Below are 20,669 nucleotides of genomic sequence, written 5' to 3'. Positions count from 1 at the left end.
CGGACCGTGTGAACGGCGACACAGGGGCGACGGCTTGCGCTGCGGCAGGGCGGCGTATGCCGCGGCCACTCACCTTAAGTCGCCGACGCAAACGACGCCGGTTTGCGCGGCTTGCGGTCGCGGCTTACGCCGCTCCTACCCCAAGGCAGGTCGCCGTGGGACGGGGCTCAGCCCTCGCGAGCGCCCTGCAACTGCGCTTCCAGGCGCGCCTTGAGCGCATCGTCGATCTTGAGCTGGCGCGCGAGCTCGTCCAGGTAGGCGCGCTCCATGAAGCTCTGCTCGTCGGCGGCGAGCAGGCTGGCCAGATACATCTCGGAGGCCATTTCCGGGGTGCTCGCCGCGCGCGCGACTTCGGCCGGGTCCAGGGGCTTTTCCAGTTCCGCGTGCAGCCATTGGCGCAGGGCCGGGTCGTTGTCGATGCGGGTGAACTCGCCTTCGATCACCTCGCGTTCGCGCTGATCGATATGGCCGTCGGCCTTGGCCGCGGCGACCAGGGCCTTGAGGATGGCCTGGCTGTGCAGTTCGGCCTGCGGCGGCGGCAGGCGGTCGACGGTCTGCGGCTCGGCGGCGCTGCCGTCCTGCTGCTTGCGGTACTCGCCGTAAGCCTTGTAGGCCAGCACGCCGACCGCGGCGACGCCGCCGTACAGGGCGAGCTTGCCGCCCATCTTGCGCATCTTCTTGTTGCCCAGCAGCAGGCCGAGCGCACCGCCGGCCAGCGCGCCCTTACCGAAATCTCCTCCGGGAAAGCCGGCGTCGAGCAGGCCGCGCTTTTCCTCTTTGCCTTCGTAGCGCGCCGGCGGTTTGCCGCCGCCCAGCAGTCCCTCGAGCCCGCCGGCGCCGCCTAGGCTGTTCTGGGCGGTTTTCAGCAATTGGTCGAGCAAACCCTGGGTCTTCATGCGCGCAACTCCGTGGATTAGGTCGTGAATCCACGAGTTGAGGGCGCGCGTGCCGGGCTTCAAGCGCGCCGGGCGAATGCGGCGCGGCTTCGGTTCACTTCGACGGATGCGCTCAGCCGCGCTGCTGCACCGCCAGACGCAGGCCCAGGGCGATGAACACGCTGCCGGTCACGCGTTGTTTCCAGCGTCCGGCGCCGGACGAGAAATGCCGGCCGAAGCGCCGGCCGAAGCGGCCGACCGCGAAGCTCAGCATCAGGCTGTGGCTGAAGCCGATCAGCGACAGCAGCGCGCCCAGCACCAGGAACTGCAGCCAGACGTAGCCGCGCTCGGGATGCACGAACTGCGGCAGGAAAGCCAGGAAGAACAGCGCGACCTTGGGGTTGAGCACGCCGGTGATCACCGAGCGCAGGTAGACGTCGGACGTGGCAACGGCCGGCGCGTCGGTTTCGGCGGCGGTCGGCGCGGCGTCCTCCTTGCTGCGCCAGGCCTTGATGCCCAGCCAGATCAGATAGGCGGCGCCGGCGTACTTGAGCACCTCGAAGGCCATCGCCGAGGTTGCCAGCAGCGCCGACAGGCCCAGGCCCGCGGCCAGGGCGTGGATCAGGGTCGCGGTCTCCAGGCCGAACGCGGCGAGCACCCCGCGCGCGGTGCCGCCGGTCGCGGCCTGGGTCACGATCCAGGCCGTGCCCGGGCCCGGAATCAGCACCAGCACGGCGGCGGCGACCAGATAGGCGGCGAGGGTGGCGGTGTCGAACATGGCGGCGTGGTCGGGGTTGCGGACTTGCAGTCTGCGCCGCGCATCCATGGGCGCCAAGTGCGCGAGGCGCTCCGATGCGGGATGCAGCGTTGCGCGCACCGCATTGCCTTGGGGTAGGAGCGGCGTGAGCCGCGACCGTGAACCCTCGCATCCCGTCGAAACATCGTCGGCCCGCGCAGCCGGCGGTCGCGGCTCACGCCGCTCCTACCCCAAAGCGGGGCTGGCGGGTTCGGCGGCGCGTAGTTTCTCGATCGCGGCGACGAAGGCGTCGCTGCCCGGCCATTGGCCGATCCGGCCCAGCTTTCTGGAACCGCGGAACACCAGGAAGGCGGGGATGCCGTGCAGGCCGAAGCGGGTGCCCATCTGCGCGTCTTCGTAGACGTTGTCGTGCAGCCATTCGACATCGGGCCAACGGAAACGCTCGGGCGCGAGCAGGATCTGGCCCTTGGCGATATCGCAGTTCGGGCAGTCCTTGCCCCACAGGAACAGGATCCGCAGCAAGCCGTCGTCGGGCAAGGCCTCGTCCAGCCTCGTCTCGCGCACCAGCCGCATCGGGAAGGTCCAGAAAAAGCGCGGGATGGTGGTGTCGCTCACGCGGCCATCCTACTCCCGCATTCGGGTTGTGCGTGGCGCCCCGGCGGCGACGCGGCGCGCTCAGGCGCCGCTACGTCGCCGTAGTCGGGCGGATGCGCAGCCCCGCTGGAGCGACGGCGGGAATGCCCCAGCCGGCGCCGGCCGCGACGGCGACCGGCGCTGCGCTCCGCATCGTCCGGCCCCGGCGGTCCGGCGCGGCAGGCCGTACCGCGCCGGCGCTGCGCTCAGTCTTCCTCGGCGCGCGGCTTGAAGGCCTCGACCAGTTTCTGCTGCACGTTCGCCGGCACCGGCTCGTAATGGCTGAAATCCAGCGAATAGCGGCCGCGGCCGGCGGTCACCGATTTCAACTCGGCGGCGTAGCCTTCCAGTTCCGACAGCGGCACCTGCGCCTTGACCACGATCTCGTGGCCACGCGCCGCGTCGGTGCCGTTGATGCGCGCGCGCTTGCTGGCCAGACCGCCGCTGATGTCGCCCATGTGCTGCTCGGGCGCGTTGACCTCCAGGTCGACGATCGGTTCCAGCACTTGCGGGCGAGCCTTGCTGATCGCGTCCAGGAAGGCCTTCTTGCCGGCGGCGACGAACGCGACCTCCTTGCTGTCGACCGGATGGTGCTTGCCGTCGTAGACGATCACCCGCACGTCCTGCATCGGGTAGCCGGCCAGGGCGCCGTGGTGCAGCACCTGGCGCACGCCTTTCTCCACCGCCGGCAGGAACTGGCCGGGGATGGTGCCGCCCTTGACCTCGTCGACGAACTCGAAGCCGCTGCCGCGCGGCAGCGGTTCGACGCGCAGGAACACTTCGCCGAACTGGCCGGCGCCGCCGGTCTGCTTCTTGTGGCGATGGTGGCCCTCGGCCTTGCCGCTGACGGTTTCCCGATACGCGATGCGCGGCGGCCGCGACGTCACCTCGACCCCGTACTTGTCGCGCAGGCGATCGATGTTGATCCGCAGGTGCAGGTCGGACAGGCCGCGCACCACGGTTTCGTTGGTCTCGGTCTCGTGCTCGACATGGAAGCAGGGATCTTCCTCGGACAGTTTGTACAGCGAGGTCGCCAGCTTCTGCTCCTGGCCCTTGCTGGCCGCTTCCACCGCCAGGCCGAACATCGGCTTGGGGAAGTTCAGGGGCGCCAGATGGATCTGATCCTCGTCGTGGCTGTCGTGCAGCACCGCGTCGAAGTGCAGATCCTCGACCTTGGCCACCGCGGCGATGTCGCCGGGTATGGCCTGATCGATCTCGATGTGGTCCTTGCCCTTGAGCTTGAACAGGTGGCCGACCTTGAACGGTTTCTTGCCGTCGTCGACGAACAGCTGAGTGTCGCGTTTGAGCGTGCCCTGATAGACGCGGAACACGCCGAGCTTGCCGACGAAGGGGTCGTTGATGATCTTGAATACGTCGGCGATCACGTGCGCCGCGGGATCGGGCGCGGCCACGATCGGCTGCGCGTCCTCGCCCACGCCCTTCACGAATGGCGGCGGGTTGGCCTCGGCCGGGTTCGGGAACAAAGCCTCGGCCGCGTCCAGCAGTTCCTTGACCCCGACCCCGCTGCGCGCCGAGCAGAACAGCACCGGCACCAGGTGGCCTTCGCGCAGGCATTGCTCGAACGCATCGTGCAGCTCGGCGCCGGACAGGCCGCTTTCGCCCAGGTCGAGGTAGTGCTCCATCACCGTTTCGTTGATCTCCACGACCTGATCGATGATCTTCTGATGCCAGTCGGCGACCGCACCCAGATCGCTGGTCTCGCTGCTGCCGGCGGCGGAGGCGCCGAAACAGTCGGCCACGCGCTGGCCGCCATCGGCGGGCAGGTTCAGCGGCAGGCATTCGGGGCCGAAGGTCTCGCGCAGGTCGTCGAGTACGCGCGCCGCGTCGGCGCCTTCGTGGTCGATCTTGTTGACCACCAGCACCCGGCAGAGATTGCGCGCCTTGGCGTGCTCCATCATGCGGCGGGTGCCGTATTCGACCCCGGTGTCGGCATCGACCACGATCGCGACCGTTTCCACCGCCGCCAGCGCCGACAGGGTCGGGCCGCGGAAGTCGGGGTAGCCGGGGGTGTCGATCAGGTTGACGTGGACATGCTTATCGGAGCCCGCAGCACGATCGATGCTGGCGATGGCGGCGTCGAGGGAATGGCCGCGCTGTTTTTCGATCGGGTCGAAATCGGAAACGGTGCTGCCGCGTTCGATGCTGCCTGCCGTCTGGAGTGCGCCGCCGGCTTGCAGCAGGGCTTCGAAGAGCGTGGTTTTGCCGGCGCCGGGGTGGCCTGCCAAGGCCACGTTGCGGATGGATTGTGTGCTGTAGGACATGAGCGGACTTCTCCCTGGGTGAGGGTGGGAAGGCCGTCATGGCTGTCCGCGCTGCGCGCCCGAGCGTGGAGCGCTCGGCGGGCGGTCATGGCGGGTGCCGGCGTTCGGGGGGCCGGGAGGCAAGACTCCCGCAGGCGTGCGGACGGGTCAAGCCCGGCGCGTCCGGGTTGCGGTGCAGCATCGCGTAATCGGGACGGCTGCCCGTTCGCGATGTGGAACTAACGAACCCGCGGTTACCCTGGGCGCCCCTCATCCACCGGAGTCAGGCCATGGGCATTTCGCGTCACGCCACCGCGCATTGGGAAGGCGACCTCAAGAGCGGGCAGGGCCGCCTCAGCACGCCCCAGAGCGGTGTGCTGGAGAACACGCGTTACGCCTTCAACAGCCGCTTCGGCGACGAGAAGGGCACCAACCCGGAAGAACTGATCGCGGCCGCGCATGCGGGCTGCTTCACCATGGCGCTGTCGGCCAAGCTGACCGAGGCCGGCCACCCGCCGGCGCGGCTGGACACCCGCGCCGAGGTCGACCTGTCGATGGAGGGCGGGCCCAGCCTTTCGCAGATCCGGCTCAAGGTGAGCGCGGAGGTGCCCGGCATCGACGCGGCCAAGTTCCAGGCGATCGCCGAGGACGCCAAGGCCAACTGCCCGGTATCCAAGGCGCTGAGCGCGGTGCCGATCAGTCTGGAGGCGACGCTGGCCTGAGCCGGCGTCGGGTTCCTCAAGCGGCCTGCCCGCGCGACGTCGCGGGCGGGCAGGACCACCTCGATCCGCTGGACTGCCTAGGTTTGCCTCCCGAGCGCGATACCCCGATCCGCCACGTCCTGCTGATCCACGGCGCGGGCGGTGGCGGCTGGGAATGGAACCTGTGGTGCGAACTGCTGCGCGCGCGCGGGCTGGCTGCGCACGCGCCCGACCTGCAGCCGGTCGCCGCCGGACTGGCCGCGACCGGTTTCGACGACTACGCCGCCCAGGTGCGCGCCGCGCTCGCAGCGCTGCCGCGACCGCGCGCGCTGATCGGCGCCAGCCTCGGCGGCTTGCTCGCGCTGCATTGCGCCGCTGCCGCCGACGCCTTGGTGCTGGTCAATCCGCTGCCGCCCGCGCCTTGGTCGACGCGCTTGCCGGCGCGCGACTGGCCGGCGCTGGTCCCCTGGCGCCGCGATGCGCGCCTGGCCTCGACCCGACGCGCGCTGCCCGACGTCGACGCCGCGACCGCGCTGTACGCCTACCGCCGCTGGCGCGACGAGTCCGGCGCGGTGCTGCGCGCCGCCCAGGCCGGCATCGCCGTCGCCGCGCCGGCCTGTCCGACCCTATGCGTGGCTTCGGCCCAGGACGAGGATGTGCCGCCCCAACTCTGCGCAGAACTGGCGCAGGCCTGGGACGCAGAGCTGTTGCGGGCGCCGTCGCCCAGCCATGTCGGCCCGCTGCTCGGGCGCGGCGCGGCCGAATTGGCGGGCCGGGTGGCCGACTGGCTGTCGGCCAGGTAAACGCCGCCAGCTCCGGCACCGAAACCCCGTCCCGATTCAGCCAGCGTTGACCGCTGCGATCCGAGGATGCGATCCACGCCATCCCGGCGTGTGGAGCCCGCCATGAAGCGCCTGTCCGTTACCGCCCTGAGCCTGGTTCTCGCCGCCGCCACCGGCGTCGCCTCGGCGCAGTCCTACCCGCAGAACGGTTACGGCTCGGCCTATCCGGATTCGTACCCGTCCAGTTCGGGCTCGCAATACGACTACGCGCGCGTGCTGCGTGTGGATCCGGTGTTCGATTCCTACGCCAACAACCAGTACGGCGGTCAGCGTTGCTACGAGCGCCCGACCTACGTCAACGGCGGCGACGACGGCTACTACGACGATCGCGGCTACAGCGACGGCTACGGCAGCGCTCGCCGCGACGACGGTTACTACGACCAGTACGGCAGCTACCGCCGTTCGGCCGGCACCGAAACCGGACGCACCGTGGCGACCGTGATCGGCGGCATCCTCGGCGCCGCGGTCGGCAGCCAGGTCGGCGGCGGCAGCGCGCGCTACGCGACCTCGGCGATCGGCTCGATGGTCGGCGGCATGGCCGGCCGCAGCGTGTACGAGCAGAACAAGCGCAACAGCAGCCGCGACCGCGTCGGCACGGTGCGCGTCTGCGACCCGGTGCAGAACACCGGCTACGGCGGCGACGACCGTGCGGTCAGCGCCTACGACGTGACCTACGAGTACGCCGGCCGCAGCTACCGCACCCGCACCAACTACCACCCCGGCGACAAGATCCGCGTGCGCGTGGACGTGCGTCCGGAGTAAGGCCGCCGCGACGGTCGGATGCGGCGACGCAGCTGCGACCGTTAAATCAGCTACAGAGCGAGGGCCAGCGCGAGCTGGCCCTTTTTCGTCCGCGGCGCGGATCCGCTACGCCGCTGCGTGTGCCGCTGCCTCGGATCGGGCGACAGGTCAGGCACCATATCGAACGCCCAGGACCAGGGCGAGGGCTGCCGTCAGACCCAGCAACGCGCCTGTGGTCTCCACGCGCACCTGCCGCCAGCGCGAGCCGAAGCACATGCCAAGGGCCAAGGCTGCAGCGGCGACGAGTATGCAAACGGCCGCAGCCATGCCGGCGCTTCCGTAAGAACCGCCGTTGTTTTGTAGCACGGTGATGGTTCGATCGCTGATAACCACCCAACCGAAGGCTCCCAACAGCGCGCCGAGAAAGCCAGCGAGTTTGCCGGGGCTGCGATTGCGGATCACGGCAGCGCTCTGTGCAGCCGATCGGGTCGTCGGCGTCCCCTCGGATGACCGACGGGAGCCTTGCGCCGACTCACCAATCGATATGCCCGCTCACGATCGGATGCACCTGGCCGCCGGACCAGACGTCGCCCTCGCTATCCACGTGCAGTTGCAGGCGCGCATCGAAGCCGACCTCGCGGCCCTGGCTGACGGTGTAGCGGCCGTCGCGGCCGGGCAGGGCGCCGTTGTGCTGCAGCCAGGCGGCGAGGGTGGCGTTGGCCGCGCCGGAAGCGGCGTCCTCGAACTGCGCCGGTGCGCCGACGAAGGCGCGCACCACCAGGTCGTAGTCGCGGCCGGCGTCGGCCCGCGCGAATGCGCACAGGCCCATGCTTTCTGTGGATTCGGCGAGCGCGCCGATCGCGGCCCAGTCCGGGCTGGCGTTGCGCAGCGCGGTTTCGTCGCGCAGTTCGGCCAGCCACCAGCGCCGGCCGCCGTCCATCAGGGCCGGAGGCAGGGCGCCCAGGGGCAGATCGCGCAAGGCCGCGGCCAGGCGCGGGTCGGCCGCCGTGGCGGTTTCCAGCACCCGTGCGCGCGGCGTGCGCACGGCGATGGTGCGCGCGGCGCCCACGCCGTCCACCGCCAGCGGCAGCAGGCCGGCCACGCCTTCCTGCAGCAGACGGCCGTCGACCGGCGCGGCCAGGCCGGCGTCCAGCACCACGTGCGCGGTGCCGACGCTGGGATGTCCCGCGAACGGCACCTCGCGGCGCGGGCTGAACATGCGGATGCGGTAGCTCGCGCCCGGTGCGTCCGGTGCGAACACGAAGGTGGTCTCGGGCAGGCGGGTCCAGCGCGCGATCGCCTGCATCGCGGCGTCGTCCAGGCCTTCGGCATCCAGCACGACCGCGAGCGGGTTGCCGGCGCCAGGCCGGTCGGCGAATACGTCCAGTTGCAGGTAGCGGCGTTTCATCATGAGATCGCGTCGCGGCGTGGGGTCCGCTGGGCCGCGCAGCTTACCAATCGGCGCGGCCGCGGATAACCGCCTGCACCCGCCCGCCGATCCAGATCTCGCCGTCGTCGTCGAGCGCGACCTCGACCCGGCCGTCGCGGCCGAGTTCGCGGCCCTGGCTGGCGACATAGCGCGACCCGCCGCCGGGCAGGCCGCCGCTGGCCGCCAATTGCGCGCCGATCGAGGCGTTGACGCTGCCGGTGACCGGGTCCTCGGGGATGTTGTCGGCCGGGCAGAACGCGCGCACGGCGAGTTGGTGGTCGCTCGCGTCGGCGGTCGCGTACACCGCCAGGCCGACGGCGTTGCAGGCGCGGCTCAGGGTAGCGATCGCGGGCAGGTCGGGGCTCAGCGAGCGGACCGCGGCGGCGTCGCTCAGCTCCAGCACCCACCAGCGCGCGCCGTTGTCCCACAGCGCCGGCGGCCGCCCGCCCAGGGGCAGCGGCGCGGTCACCGTGGCCAGGGCGGCCTCGACCGCGGCCGGATCGGCGAGGTCGGCGAGCTCGATGCGCTGCGAGCGCGGCGCCCGCACCGAAACCAGGGCGCGCGGACCGGTGCCGGCGACCTTGACCGGCAGCAGGCCGGCGGCGCAGTCCTGCACCAGGGCGCCCTCGCGCGGCGTGGCCAGGCCGGCATCGATCGCGGCCCAGGCGGCGCCGACGCTGGGGTGGCCGGCGAAGGCCAGCTCCTGGCGCGGGGTGAAGATCCGCACCCGGTAGTCCGCGCCCTCGACCGGCGGCAGCAGGAAGATGGTTTCCGAGAGGTTGGTCCAGGCCGCGAAGGCCTGCATCGCGGCCGAGTCCAGGCCGTCGGCGTTCAGCACCACGCCCAGCGGGTTGCCGGCGCCGGGCCGGTCGGCGAACACGTCCAGTTGCAGATAGCGGCGCAGCGTCATCGTGGCCTCGGGCGTGGGATGGGCGGGTCAGTAGAACCGTTCCGCTGCGGTGGTTCCAGTGTGGCGTAAGCGTGGCCGGCCTGCGCCGGTGCGATCCCGTTTGGACAATCCGTTTAGAATCGCAGCTTCATGCCCGCGATGCGGGCGAGCGCGAACTTCCCGACTCCGACCCAGTACGGCTGCCCTGGCACGCCCGCGGGCCCGGTCGTCGCGCCCGCCGGCCGCGGCATGGTCCCCAAAACACGCCCGGCGACCGCCGGGCATCGATCAAGAGCGACAACAACCGAGGATAGTGGCGGTGGCGGAAGCAACTCGTTGGGTAGTACTCAAGTTCGGCGGCACTTCGGTGTCCCGCCGCAACCGTTGGGACACCATCGGACGCCTCGCCTCCAAACGCATGCACGAGGACGGCGTTCGCGTCGTCGTCGTGGTCTCGGCCTTGTCGGGCGTAACCAACGAACTTCAGGCGATCGCCAGCGCGCCGCCGGGCGCCGAGGCCGACATCGCCGCACGCGTGCAGGCGCTGGTCGAACGCCACCGCGCCTTCTGCGCCGAACTCGACCTCGATCCCGACGTCGTGCTGGGCGCGCGTCTGGCGGCGCTGCAGGCGCTGGGCACGGATGCGCGCGCCGCGAGCCGCGCGCTGGATTGGCAGGCCGAAGTGCTGGCGCAGGGCGAACTGCTGTCCTCGACCATCGGCACCGCCTACCTGCGCAGCCAGGGGTACGACTTCGGCTGGTGCGACGCACGCGACTGGCTGGATGCGGTGTCGCTGCCCAACCAGAGCGCATGGGCGCGACGCCTGTCGGTGAACTGCCGGCGCGAGCCCGACCCGGAATTCGCCGCGCGCTTCGCGCAACAGCCGGCGCGCATGCTGCTGACCCAGGGCTTCATCGCCCGCCATGGCGACGGTGGCACCGCCGTCCTGGGGCGCGGCGGCTCGGATACTTCGGCCGCGTACTTCGGTGCGCTGCTCAAGGCTCAGCGCGTGGAGATCTGGACCGACGTGCCCGGCATGTTCAGCGCCAATCCGCGCGAAGTGCCGGACGCGCGCCTGCTCGCCCGCCTGGACTACGCCGAAGCCCAGGAAATCGCCACCACCGGCGCCAAGGTGCTGCATCCGCGTTCGATCGCGCCCTGCCGCGACGCCGGCGTGCCGATGGCGATCCTCGACACCGAGCGCTTCGACCTGCCCGGTACCCGCATCGACGCCAGCGCGGCGACCGTGCCCGGGGTCAAGGCGATCAGCCGCCGCAACGGCATCGTGCTGGTGTCGATGGAAAGCATCGGCATGTGGCAGCAGGTCGGCTTCCTGGCCGACGTGTTCGAGCGTTTCAAGCGCCACGGCCTGTCGATCGACCTGATCGGTTCCTCGGAGACCAACGTCACCGTGTCGCTGGACCCGAGCGAGAACCTGGTCAACAGCAACGTGCTCGAAGCGCTGTCGGCCGACCTGGCCGAAGTCTGCCGGGTCAAGGTGATCGCGCCCTGCGCGGCGATCACCCTGGTCGGCCGCGGCATGCGTTCGCTGCTGCACCGCCTGTCCGACATATGGGCCGCGTTCGGGCGCGAGCGCGTGCACCTGATCTCGCAGTCCTCCAACGACCTCAACCTGACCTTCGTGATCGACGAGGCCGACGCCGACGGCCTGCTGCCGCACCTGCACCACGAGCTGATCCGCAGCGGCGCGATGCCGGTGCGCGACGGCAGCGTGTTCGGCCCGAGCTGGCGGGAGATCGCGCACGGCAAGCCCACGCGTGCGCCGGCCTGGTGGCGCGGCGCACGCGAGCGCCTGCTCGAAGCCGCCGCGGCGGGCACCCCGCGTTACGTCTACGACCTGGCGACGGTGCGCGAACGCGCGCGTGCGCTGCGCGAGACGCCGGCGATCGATCGCTGCTACTACGCGATCAAGGCCAATTCGCATCCCGAAGTGCTGCGTACGATCGCCGGCGAAGGCTTCGGCCTGGAATGCGTGTCGCTGGGCGAGATCGAACGCGTGTTCGAGTCTCTGCCGCAGATCGAACCGGCGCGGGTGCTGTTCACGCCCAGCTTCGCTCCTCGCCGCGAGTACGAGGCCGCGTTCGCGCGCGGCGTCACCGTCACCCTCGACAATATCGAGGCGCTGCAGCGCTGGCCGGAGGTATTCCGCGGCCGCGCGATCTGGTTGCGCATCGACCTGGGTCACGGCGAAGGCCATCACGAAAAGGTCCGCACCGGCGGCGTCGCGGCCAAGTTCGGCCTGCCGATGTCGCGTTTCGATGCCTTCGTCGACCAGGCGCGCTGCCTGGGCGTGCGCATCGCCGGTCTGCACGCGCACCTGGGCAGCGGCATCGACGATCCGCAGCACTGGCGCGGCGTGTATGCGCAGCTGGCCGGGCTCGCCGACGGCATCGGCACCATCGAGACCATCGATATCGGCGGCGGCCTGCCGATCGCCTACACCCCGGAGGCGGCGGAGTTCGACCTCGCCGCCTGGCGTGCCGGCCTGGCCGAGATCAAGGCCGCGTATCCGCGTTACGGGCTGATCGTCGAGCCGGGCCGCTACCTGGTCGCCGAAAGCGGCGTGCTGCTGCTGACCACGACCCAGGTGGTTGAAAAGGACGGCGTGCGCCGGGTCGGCGGCGACGCCGGCATGAACGCGCTGATGCGTCCGGCCATGTACGAGGCCTACCACGGCATCCACAACCTCAGCCGCCTGGACGACGCCGACAGCGCCGTCTTCGATGTGGTCGGCCCGATCTGCGAGAGCAGCGACGTGCTCGGCCGCGGCCGTCCGCTGCCGCGCGCGACCGCCGAGGGCGACGTGCTGCTGGTCGCCGACGCCGGCGCCTACGGCATGGCGATGGCGCACACCTACAACCAGCGGGCGCTGCCCGCCGAGCAAGTTCTGCAAGAAGGTGATCTGTAATGACTGATTGGCGTTTCCAGCGCGATGCGATCCGCGCATTCCGTTTCGTGCGTTGCGGTTTCGACGCGGCGAGCGGCGTGGCGCAGCTGGTGTACGCGTTCGACGACGGCCCGGAACTGATCGAGACGATCACCGTGCCCGGCGCGCCGTTCGCGCTCGACGACGCGCGCGCGGCCGCGGTCGAACGCGCGCTGCGGCTGCTGCATCTGATCGCAGGCGTGAGCTACTACAAGGCCGCGGTGCCGGAGCAGATCCGCATCGATTCCTACGCGATCGACGCCGACACCGCTGCGCTGCTGGAACTGATCTACGTCAACGGCCTGGGCGAGTTCGCCTATCGCAACGGCTTGAACCTGCACGGCAAGATCCGCTTCCCGGTCGACGCTGCGGCGGACGCCGCCGCGCCCGCGCTCGGCCTGCACGAGCATGCCCTGGTCGCGATCGGCGGCGGCAAGGATTCGTTGGTCAGCATCGAAGCCCTGCGCGCGCTCGACGTCGCGCAGACCGTGACCTGGATCGGCGGCTCGCAGCTGATCGCCGCCTGCGCTCAGCGCACCGGCCTGCCCACCTTGAACCTCGGCCGCGCGCTGGCGCCGCAATTGTTCGACTACAACCGCGAAGGCGCCTGGAACGGCCATATCCCGGTCACGGTGGTGAACTCGGCGATCATGGCGCTGGCCGCGTTGCTGCACGGCGTCGATCAAGTGGTGTTCTCGAACGAGCGCTCGGCCAGTTACGGCAGCCTCATCGAAGGCACCGGCGAGGTGAATCACCAATGGTCGAAGGGCTGGGCCTGCGAGCAGGCGTTCGGCGACCATCTGCAACGCTATGTCGCGGCCGACCTGCGTTACTACTCGCTGCTGCGTCCCTTGAGCGAGCTCGCGGTGGCGCGCCAGTTCGCGCGCAGCGACCGCTACGACGCCCACTTCAGCAGCTGCAACCGCAACTTCCATATCCTCGGCGAGCGCCCGGCCAACCGTTGGTGCGGCGTTTGTCCGAAGTGCCACTTCGTGTTTCTGGCGCTGGCGCCGTTCATGCCCAAGCCGCGTCTGGTCGGCATCTTCGGCCGCAACCTGCTCGACGACGCCGGCCAGATCGGCGGCTACGACGCCTTGCTGGAATACCAGGACCACAAGCCGTTCGAATGCGTGGGCGAAGGCCGCGAGTCGCGCGCCGCGATGGCGGCGCTGACCGAGCGCCCCGAATGGCGCGAAGACACCCTGGTCGAGCGTTTCGCGCGCGAGATCCGGCCTCAGCTCGACGCCGCCGAGCTGCGCATCGAACCGCTGCTGGTGATCGACGACGAGCAACGCATTCCGCTCAAACTGTGGGAGCGCCTGCGTGCGTATCTCGCAGCTTGAGGGACGCCGCACCGCGCTGTGGGGCTGGGGCCGCGAAGGCCGCGCCGCCTACCGCGCGCTGCGTTCGGCGCTGCCGGAACAGACCCTGACCCTGTTCTGTTCGCACGACGAGGCCGCCGATGCGCGCGGGCTGGGCGATGCGCGCCTGCTGATCGAGACCGCGGCCAACGCCGAGCGCCTGGCCGCGTTCGAGTTCGTGATCAAGTCGCCCGGGATCAGCCCGTATCGCGCCGAGGCCATGGCCGCGGCGGAGCAGGGCACGCGTTTCCTCGGCGGCACCGCGCTGTGGTTCGGCGAGCATCCCGATGCGCGCACGGTCTGCGTGACCGGCACCAAGGGCAAGAGCACCACCACTTCGCTGCTCGCCCATCTGCTGCGCGCGGCCGGGCATCGCACCGCGCTGGCCGGCAACATCGGCCTGCCCTTGCTGGAGCTGATGGCGCCGCCGCAGCCGCCCGAGTTCTGGGCGATCGAGCTGTCCAGCTATCAGACCGGCGATGTCGCCGCCGGCGGCGTGCGGCCCGAGGTCGCGATCGCGCTCAACGTGTTTCCCGAACATCTGGACTGGCACGGTTCGCACGCGCGCTACGTCGAGGACAAGCTGCGCCTGCTGACCGAGGCCGAGCCGCGCATCGCCGTGCTCAACGCCAACGACGCGACCCTGGCCGCGCTGACGCTGCCCGGCAGCGAAGTGCGCTGGTTCGGTCGCGAGGACGGCTGGCACCTGCGCGGCGATCTGCTGTATCGCGGCGACGCGCCGATCATGGACACCGCCGCGCTGCCGCTGCCGGGCCGCCACAACCGCGGCAACCTGTGCGCCGTGCTGACCGCGATCGAAGCCTTGGGCCTGGACGCCGCGCCGCTCGCGGCGCACGTCGCCAGCTTCCGGCCGCTGCCGCACCGCCTGCAGCTCTTGGGCACGCGCGACGGCATCACCTACGTCAACGATTCGATCAGCACCACGCCGCACGCGAGCCTGGCGGCGCTGGACTGCTACGACGGCCGCCGCATCGCGATCCTGGTCGGCGGTCACGACCGCGGCGTGGAGTGGGGCGCCTTCGCCGATGCGATCCGGCGCAAACCGCCGCTGGCGATCGCGACCATGGGCGAGAACGGCCCGCGCATCCACGAGCTGCTGGCGCCGCTGGCAGCGCAGTCCGATTTCCGCCTGAGCGCGGCGCAGGACCTGGCCGAAGCGATGGCGCAGGCGCGCGCGGCCCTGGCCGGCGACGGCGTCGTGCTGTTGTCGCCGGGCGCGCCCAGCTTCGGCCCGTACCGCGACTACGTCGCCCGCGGCCGTCATTTCGCCGAGTTGGCCGGGTTCGACCCGGACGCGATCAGCTCGATCCCGGGGCTGGGCATCGCCTGAGCCGGCCGCGACCGCCTTCACATCTCGGCGTCATTCCCGCGGGGTAGGCTGCGCGCTTACCTCAGGGAGAATCCGTCATGCGCCGTCGTCTCGTAGCCGCGATCGTTCTCGTACTATGCGCCTCGCCCGCGTTCGCGGCGATGCAGGCCAAGCCGGTCACGTGGAAGATCGGCAAGGAATCCTTCACCGGCGTGCTGGTCTACGACGACGTCAATGCGATCAAGCGCCCGGGCCTGGTGATGGTGCCGAACTGGAAAGGCGTGTCGCCGGCCGCCGTCGAACGCGCCAAGCACATCGCCGGCGACGACTACGTGGTCCTGGTCGCGGACGTCTACGGCAGCAAGATCCGTCCCAAGGACGACAAGGCAGCCGGCAAGGTCGCAGCCCCGCTGCGCGCCGACCGGCCCAAGCTGCGCGCGCGCATCGAGGAGGCGGTCAAGGTGCTCAAGGCGCAGGCGGGCAAGGCGCCGGTGGACGCGTCCAGGATCGGCGCGCTGGGCTACTGCTTCGGCGGCAGCACGGTACTGGAACTGGTGCGCGGCGGCAGCGAGCTGGCCGGCGTGGTGACCTTCCACGGCGGCCTCGCGACCGATCTGCCGGCCCAGGACGACGGCGTGCGCACGCCGGTGCTGGTGCTCAACGGCGCCGACGACCGCGGTATCACCGACCAGGACATCGCCGACTTCGAGAAGGAAATGGACGCCGCCGGCGCCGACTGGCAGTTCGTCAATTTCAGCGGCGCGGTGCACTGCTTCGCCGAGCCGGAAGCGGCCAATCCGCCGGGCTGCGTCTACAACGAGCGTGCGGCCAAGCGCGCCGAGCGCATGATGCGCGACTTCTTCGCGGAACGGTTCGCGAGCCCGTAACCTCGATGGACGCGGCGCAGGCGCAAAACGATTTGCGTGTTTCGATCCCCGGGTGGGCGGGCCGGTGAGCGTGATCGAGCACAGCGAAACGCTGCCCGGTTCGGCGGAGGCCTTGTTCGATCTGACCCAGGACTACGCGGTGCGTCTGCGCTGGGATCCGTTTCCGCAGAGCTACCGCTTCCTCGCGCCGGCCACCGGCCCGGAGGTCGGTGCGGTCGTGGTGGTGCGCGCACACAACGGCCAGTCCATGACGGTGCGCTATGTCAGCTACAACCGCCCGCGCGCCGCCGCGATCGACATGGTCGATGGTCCCTGGTTCATTGCGGCGTTCGCCGGCGCCTGGTCGTTCAAGCGCGTTTCGGAACAGGAGACGTGCGTGAGCTTCAAGTACCGCGTCGTCGCCCGGCCGCGTGCGCTGGCCTGGCTGATCCAGCCGCTGTTGAACCGGTCGTTCCTCCGGCATGCCCGCAGGCGCCTGGGGGCGCTGCGGGCGTATGTCGCAGCTGGCGGTCTGGAGCGGCCGGCTTAGCCGGGTGCGGCTAGCTAGTGCCGTCGCCGCAACGCGCCGCTGCGATCAGTGATCGCGACTGACCGCGTAATGGGCCAGGCCGCGCAGCGCGGCGGTGTAGTCGTTCTCTTCCAGCCCATCCAGCGCGGCTTCGGCGGCGTTGGCGTAGTCGTGCGCGCGCTTGCGGCTGTACTCGAGCCCGCCGGTGGCGTGGATCGCCGCCATCACTTCCGGCATGGCGTCGGTGTCGCCGTGCTCGACCGCCGCGCGCAGGCGTGCACGGGTGACGTCGTCGCTGTGGGCGATGGCATGGATCAGCGGTAGCGTGGCCTTGCCTTCGGCGAGGTCGTCGCCGAGATTCTTGCCCAGGGTCTGCGCGTCGGAGGCGTAGTCGAGCACGTCGTCGGCGATCTGGAAGGCGTAGCCCAGGTTGAGGCCGCAGTCGTGCAGGCGCTGCTGGGTCGCGGCGTCGGCGCCGGACAGCAGTGCGCCCAGTCGGGTCGCGGCCGCGAACAGCACGGCGGTCTTGCGCTCGATCACGCGCAGGTAGGCGGCCTCGTCGGTGTCCGGGTTGCGCACGTGCAGCAACTGCAGGACTTCGCCCTCGGCGATCTGGTTGGTGGTGTCGGCGAGGATCTTCATCACTTCCATGCGGTCCAGTTCGACCATCAGCTGGAAGCCGCGCGAATACAGGAAGTCGCCGACCAGCACGCTGGCGGCGTTGCCCCAGACCGCGTTGGCGGTCTTGCGGCCGCGGCGCAGGTCGGACTCGTCCACCACGTCGTCGTGGAGCAGGGTGGCGGTGTGGATGAACTCGACCACGGCCGCCAGCTGGTGCGCATCCGGGCCGCGGTGGCCGAGGGCGCCGGCGGCCAGCAACAGCAGCATCGGGCGCAGGCGCTTGCCGCCGGCGCCGACGATGTATTCAGCGACCTGGTTGACCAGGACCACGTCCGAGGCCAGCCGGCGTCGGATCAGGGCATCGACCGCCGCCATGTCGTCTCGGGCCAGGGATTGGATGGTCGCCAGGTCTGGGACGGACAGGGATGCTGCGCTGGAAGGCATGGGACGGCCGGTACGGTGGGGGAAGAAAGTATAGGGCGAGGCCGCGCCGAGCCGAACGACCGGGCCGCCATGGGCCCGTCGCGGGCCATGGTCCTACGGCCGGATTATGGGTTCTCTATGCGCTTTATATGTGCGATTGACGCCCGCGTGCTCTACGCAATCGGTGGGATATGGGGGTATTCCCTGATTCAACGGAACACAAAGGTGACGTACAAGGACCGCATGTGACCCGAAAGCTCCCGAACGGGGCGCGTTTCGATTTGGGGCCCAGTTCTGGTCGGTAGTGTGCTGTTGGTTGCGCAAGTAATGTGATGGATGGCACACTATTTGCAAGAGACCTCCGAAGCCAAGGCTGACGGGGTCACGCAGTGCGGAAGGGGATCGAGGGAAAGGTCGCTAGCAGCGTCCGCGCGCTCCGTAGCTCGAACACAGGGTCGGGCACGGCGTTGGCATATGTGGGGCACCGGGTTGGTGCTCAGGGGATCAAGCAAAGGTCACACAGCTCGAGTACGCGCGACGGGAAGTCGGGCGTGGTCGGCGTGATGGCGCGCAGGTTCGAAATCGTATGACCCATACAGTGCTCACCGGCGCCGTCGCTCGCGAACGCGCCTATCGCCGTATCCGCCGGTTGATCGCGCTGTGCGCGTCGTCGGCGTTGTTGCTCGTCGCCGGTGGCGTTTCGGCCGCGACCACCGGCACCTGGACCACCACCGGCACGACCGTCACTTCGCCTGCGGTCGGGGTCACGGTGACCTGGTCGGGCGCAATCGGCGGCGCCAATCCGTATAGCAACGGCACGTTCAACACCACCAACTTCTGGAACAACCCCTACACGGGCACGGTCGCCGGCGCCAACGCGCTGAACATGACGATCCCGCCCAACACTTACACCATCACCGTCACCTTCAGCAAAGCCGTGGACAACCCGGTGCTGCATTTGGACCGCGTCGGCGGTTCTTCGGGCGGTCAGAACAACTCCTCGCTTTGGACCTTGAGCGGCAGCGTCTCCACCGGCGGCAGCGTCGGTCTGACCCGGCTCAGCGGAAACTCGGTCTTCATCGTCTCCGGCAACACCTTTCAGCGCACGACCGGTGGCGCTGCCGCGGGCAGCACCGAATGCAGCACCACGGCCGCCAACGGCACCGGTTGCGGTTCGATCCGCTTCGACGGTACCGGCATCACCAGCCTGACCTTCACCGTGACCGCCATCGATCCGGGCGGCGGCAGCGCCGGCGACGGCCTGGAAGCGATCTGGTCGCTCGCTGGTTCCGACCTGCGCATCGTCAAGCAGACCCTGGCCAATACCGGCAGCTTCCCGTTCGCCGGCAGCAACGGAGTGGGCCCGGCGACGCTCAACACCGCGACCCTCAATCCGGCGACGTCCGCGTTTTTCCCGATCGCCAATCACAGCCAGGCGATCACCGTCACCGAATCCGCGGTCACCGGTTTCGCGCTGCAGTCGGCGATCTGCCGCGACCAGAGCAACGCCGTCGTGACCTCGTCGCTGGCCGGCAACGCGCTGACCATCGCCGCGGCCAACTACCGCGCCAATCAGAACATCACCTGCACCTTCGTCAATGCGACCACGTCCGATCTGACGATCGCCAAGAGCGACGTCGCCGCCAGCTACACACCGGGCGGCGGCACCAGCTACACGCTGATCGCGCGCAACTTCGGCGCGGTCACGATCAGCGCCGCGCAGATCAGCGACGCGCTGCCCGCCGGCGCGACCTTGTCGGGCCCGTGGAGCTGCCTGGCCAGTGCCGGCTCCAGCTGCAGCGCCGCCAACGGCGGCGCCGTCGGCGGCAACACCGTTTCGCTCACCGTGAACCTGCTGGCGAACGGCACGGCCACCATCACCGTACCGGTGGCGTTCAACGCCAACGCCGGCGCTTACTGACCCTGTCTGGGCTTACGCATGAAGACCGTCAACACCCATCCGACCGCCCGCCCGCAGCAGAACTGCCGCGAGGAGCATGCCGGATCGCGTTTGTCCCGGACCGTGTCGCGTATCGCGCTGGCCGCGATGCTGATGCTCGCCGCGCCGCTGGCGCTGGCCCAGACATTTCCGCCTTCGCTGAGCAATACCGCGAGCATCTCGCCGCCCAGCGGCGTCACCAACAGCGGCGCCTCGTGCACCGGCGCCGGCCGCGTCTTCAGCGCCGGCGTCTGCTCCTCGACCGACACCAACACCCTGGCCGCTTCGTCCGATCTGGCGATCAGCAAGACCGGTACCGCCACCGTCAACCAGGGCGGCACCGTCACCTACACGATCCGCGCCTGGAACAACGGCCTGAGCAGCTCGCTCGGCGCGACCATCACCGACACCGTGCCGGCCAACCTGACTTCGGTCAGCTGGACCTGCGCCGGCACCGGCGCGGGTTCGACCTGTAGCGCCGCCAGCGGCACCGGCAACAGCATCAGCCTGACCGCGAACCTGCCGGTCGACACCGGCGCGGCCACCACGGCCGATACCGCGTTCGTGACCGTGACCGTGACCGGCACGGCGACCACGCCGGGCGCGATCACCAACACCGCTTCGATCGCGGTGCCCGCCGGCGCGACCGATCCGACCCCGGGCAACAACAGCAGCTCGGCCAACACCGCGATCACCGCGCTGGCCGATCTGGCGATCGCCAAGACCGGCACCGCGACCGTCAACCAGGGCGGTGCCGTCAGCTACACGATCCGGGTTTGGAACAACGGCCCGAGCGCGGTCGCCGGCGCGAGCATCGCCGACACCGTGCCGGCCAACCTGACCGCGGTCAGCTGGACCTGCGCCGGCACCGGTGCGGGTTCGACCTGCAGCGCGCCCAGCGGCACCGGCAACAGCATCGGCCTGACCGCGAACCTGCCGGTCGATACCGGCGCGACCACCAGCGCCGACACCAGCTTCGTCACAATCACCGTCACCGGCACGGCGACCACGCCGGGTGCGATCACCAACACCGCGACCGTTGCGGCGCCGGCCGGCACGACCGATCCGACTCCGGCCAACAACAGCAGTTCGGCCAACACCACGATTGCGGCGCAGGCCGACCTGGCGATCACCAAGGGCGTGTCGAATGCGACCCCGGCGGTGGGCACCAACGTCACCTTCACCCTGACGGTCACCAACAACGGCCCGTCGACTGCGGCAGCCGTGTCGGTCGCCGACCTGCTGCCGAACGGCTACACCTATGTCTCGGACAACGGCGCGGGCGCCTATGTGTCCGGCACCGGTGTGTGGACCATCGGCAGCCTGGCCAATGGCGCTTCGGTTTCGCTGCAGATCGTCGCCACCGTGCGCGCGACGGGCACCTACGCGAACACGGCGACGGTCAGCTCGACCACCGGTGATCCGACGCCGGGCAACAACACCAGCACCTCGACCCCGACGCCGGTGGCTTCGGCGGATCTGTCGATCGTCAAGGGCGTGTCGAACAGCACCCCGACCGTCGGTA

17 protein-coding genes are annotated in these 20,669 nt (G+C 70.0%); 9 read left to right on the top strand and 8 right to left on the bottom strand.

Translation table 11 applies throughout. From position 1 onward, the window contains the following. Window positions 1-167 precede the first annotated feature (167 nt). The 4 genes from ASE10_RS03350 to fusA form a co-directional block, all read right to left on the bottom strand. Window positions 168-896 (bottom strand): tellurite resistance TerB family protein, encoded by a 729-nt coding sequence (locus ASE10_RS03350; RefSeq protein WP_055903145.1) that lies wholly within the window; start codon window positions 894-896, stop codon window positions 168-170. 112 nt (window positions 897-1,008) lie between these two features. Further along, on the bottom strand, window positions 1,009-1,653 hold the full coding sequence (locus ASE10_RS03345; protein ID WP_162250442.1) for a LysE family translocator: 645 nt from the start codon (window positions 1,651-1,653) through the stop codon (window positions 1,009-1,011). A gap of 204 nt (window positions 1,654-1,857) precedes the next feature. Next, on the bottom strand, window positions 1,858-2,247 hold the full coding sequence (locus tag ASE10_RS03340; RefSeq protein WP_055903142.1) for a thioredoxin family protein: 390 nt from the start codon (window positions 2,245-2,247) through the stop codon (window positions 1,858-1,860). Between the two features lie 224 nt (window positions 2,248-2,471). Then, on the bottom strand, window positions 2,472-4,547 hold the full coding sequence (gene fusA, locus ASE10_RS03335) for an elongation factor G (protein ID WP_055903140.1): 2,076 nt from the start codon (window positions 4,545-4,547) through the stop codon (window positions 2,472-2,474). Between the two features lie 269 nt (window positions 4,548-4,816). Here fusA and ASE10_RS03330 point away from each other — a divergent pair, with 269 nt between their 5' ends. The 3 genes from ASE10_RS03330 to ASE10_RS03320 all read left to right on the top strand — a co-directional run bounded on the left by ASE10_RS03330 (window position 4,817) and on the right by ASE10_RS03320 (window position 6,831). Continuing rightward, a complete protein-coding gene (locus ASE10_RS03330; RefSeq protein ID WP_055903137.1) occupies window positions 4,817-5,248 on the top strand; it encodes an OsmC family protein in 432 nt (143 codons plus the stop codon). An 83-nt stretch (window positions 5,249-5,331) separates the two neighbouring features. After that, the gene (locus ASE10_RS03325; protein ID WP_055903136.1) at window positions 5,332-6,030 is read left to right on the top strand and encodes an alpha/beta fold hydrolase; all 699 of its coding nucleotides are present in this window, start codon (window positions 5,332-5,334) and stop codon (window positions 6,028-6,030) included. Between the two features lie 102 nt (window positions 6,031-6,132). Further along, window positions 6,133-6,831 carry a hypothetical protein gene (locus ASE10_RS03320; RefSeq protein WP_055903133.1) on the top strand — a complete coding sequence of 233 codons (699 nt, stop codon included), beginning with the start codon at window positions 6,133-6,135 and terminating at the stop codon, window positions 6,829-6,831. A 147-nt stretch (window positions 6,832-6,978) separates the two neighbouring features. Here the strand turns inward: ASE10_RS03320 and ASE10_RS03315 are convergent, their stop codons facing one another. The 3 genes from ASE10_RS03315 to ASE10_RS03305 all read right to left on the bottom strand — a co-directional run bounded on the left by ASE10_RS03315 (window position 6,979) and on the right by ASE10_RS03305 (window position 9,149). Next, window positions 6,979-7,272, bottom strand: coding sequence for a hypothetical protein (locus tag ASE10_RS03315; RefSeq protein ID WP_055903132.1), 294 nt, complete (start codon window positions 7,270-7,272; stop codon window positions 6,979-6,981). A gap of 70 nt (window positions 7,273-7,342) precedes the next feature. Then, entirely contained in the window at window positions 7,343-8,221 is an 879-nt protein-coding gene (locus tag ASE10_RS03310; RefSeq protein ID WP_055903130.1) for a PhzF family phenazine biosynthesis protein, read from the bottom strand. Window positions 8,222-8,261: 40 nt separating this feature from the next. Beyond that, window positions 8,262-9,149, bottom strand: coding sequence for a PhzF family phenazine biosynthesis protein (locus tag ASE10_RS03305; protein WP_056305016.1), 888 nt, complete (start codon window positions 9,147-9,149; stop codon window positions 8,262-8,264). Between the two features lie 292 nt (window positions 9,150-9,441). On the opposite strand from ASE10_RS03305, the gene ASE10_RS03300 reads away from it, so the two are divergent. The 5 genes from ASE10_RS03300 to ASE10_RS03280 all read left to right on the top strand — a co-directional run bounded on the left by ASE10_RS03300 (window position 9,442) and on the right by ASE10_RS03280 (window position 16,182). After that, entirely contained in the window at window positions 9,442-12,057 is a 2,616-nt protein-coding gene (locus ASE10_RS03300) for a bifunctional aspartate kinase/diaminopimelate decarboxylase (protein ID WP_082586040.1), read from the top strand. Beyond that, a complete protein-coding gene (murL, locus tag ASE10_RS03295; RefSeq protein WP_056305018.1) occupies window positions 12,057-13,418 on the top strand; it encodes a UDP-N-acetyl-alpha-D-muramoyl-L-alanyl-L-glutamate epimerase in 1,362 nt (453 codons plus the stop codon). The genes ASE10_RS03300 and murL overlap by 1 nt, the downstream gene beginning before the upstream one ends. Further along, a complete protein-coding gene (gene murD, locus ASE10_RS03290; protein ID WP_056305020.1) occupies window positions 13,399-14,787 on the top strand; it encodes a UDP-N-acetylmuramoyl-L-alanine--D-glutamate ligase in 1,389 nt (462 codons plus the stop codon). The genes murL and murD overlap by 20 nt, the downstream gene beginning before the upstream one ends. Before the next feature lie 77 nt (window positions 14,788-14,864). Continuing rightward, window positions 14,865-15,653 (top strand): dienelactone hydrolase family protein, encoded by a 789-nt coding sequence (locus ASE10_RS03285; protein WP_055903121.1) that lies wholly within the window; start codon window positions 14,865-14,867, stop codon window positions 15,651-15,653. Between the two features lie 52 nt (window positions 15,654-15,705). After that, window positions 15,706-16,182: an SRPBCC family protein gene (locus ASE10_RS03280; protein ID WP_056305021.1), complete on the top strand. Its 477-nt coding sequence runs from the start codon at window positions 15,706-15,708 to the stop codon at window positions 16,180-16,182. 45 nt (window positions 16,183-16,227) lie between these two features. On the opposite strand, the gene ASE10_RS03275 is transcribed toward ASE10_RS03280, so the two are convergent. Further along, window positions 16,228-17,226: a polyprenyl synthetase family protein gene (locus tag ASE10_RS03275; RefSeq protein WP_055903117.1), complete on the bottom strand. Its 999-nt coding sequence runs from the start codon at window positions 17,224-17,226 to the stop codon at window positions 16,228-16,230. Window positions 17,227-17,791: 565 nt separating this feature from the next. Between ASE10_RS03275 and ASE10_RS03270 the strand changes: the two genes are divergently transcribed. Continuing rightward, the gene (locus tag ASE10_RS03270) at window positions 17,792-19,126 is read left to right on the top strand and encodes a DUF11 domain-containing protein (RefSeq protein ID WP_056305024.1); all 1,335 of its coding nucleotides are present in this window, start codon (window positions 17,792-17,794) and stop codon (window positions 19,124-19,126) included. Window positions 19,127-20,669 lie beyond the last annotated feature (1,543 nt).

The sequence above is a fragment of the Lysobacter sp. Root76 genome (assembly GCF_001428685.1).
Taxonomy (GTDB): Bacteria; Pseudomonadota; Gammaproteobacteria; order Xanthomonadales; family Xanthomonadaceae; genus Lysobacter.
Note: the sequence above shows the minus strand (reverse complement) of the source record. Positions and strands in the feature narration are given on the sequence as shown.

Coding starts and splice junctions, on each gene's coding strand:
- ASE10_RS03350 (WP_055903145.1), bottom strand. CDS start 896: ATGAAGACCCAGGGTTTGCTCGACCAATTGCTGAAAACCGCCCAGAAC.
- ASE10_RS03345 (WP_162250442.1), bottom strand. CDS start 1,653: ATGTTCGACACCGCCACCCTCGCCGCCTATCTGGTCGCCGCCGCCGTG.
- fusA (WP_055903140.1), bottom strand. CDS start 4,547: ATGTCCTACAGCACACAATCCATCCGCAACGTGGCCTTGGCAGGCCAC.
- ASE10_RS03330 (WP_055903137.1), top strand. CDS start 4,817: ATGGGCATTTCGCGTCACGCCACCGCGCATTGGGAAGGCGACCTCAAG.
- ASE10_RS03320 (WP_055903133.1), top strand. CDS start 6,133: ATGAAGCGCCTGTCCGTTACCGCCCTGAGCCTGGTTCTCGCCGCCGCC.
- ASE10_RS03310 (WP_055903130.1), bottom strand. CDS start 8,221: ATGATGAAACGCCGCTACCTGCAACTGGACGTATTCGCCGACCGGCCT.
- ASE10_RS03305 (WP_056305016.1), bottom strand. CDS start 9,149: ATGACGCTGCGCCGCTATCTGCAACTGGACGTGTTCGCCGACCGGCCC.
- murL (WP_056305018.1), top strand. CDS start 12,057: ATGACTGATTGGCGTTTCCAGCGCGATGCGATCCGCGCATTCCGTTTC.
- ASE10_RS03285 (WP_055903121.1), top strand. CDS start 14,865: ATGCGCCGTCGTCTCGTAGCCGCGATCGTTCTCGTACTATGCGCCTCG.
- ASE10_RS03275 (WP_055903117.1), bottom strand. CDS start 17,226: ATGCCTTCCAGCGCAGCATCCCTGTCCGTCCCAGACCTGGCGACCATC.
- ASE10_RS03270 (WP_056305024.1), top strand. CDS start 17,792: ATGACCCATACAGTGCTCACCGGCGCCGTCGCTCGCGAACGCGCCTAT.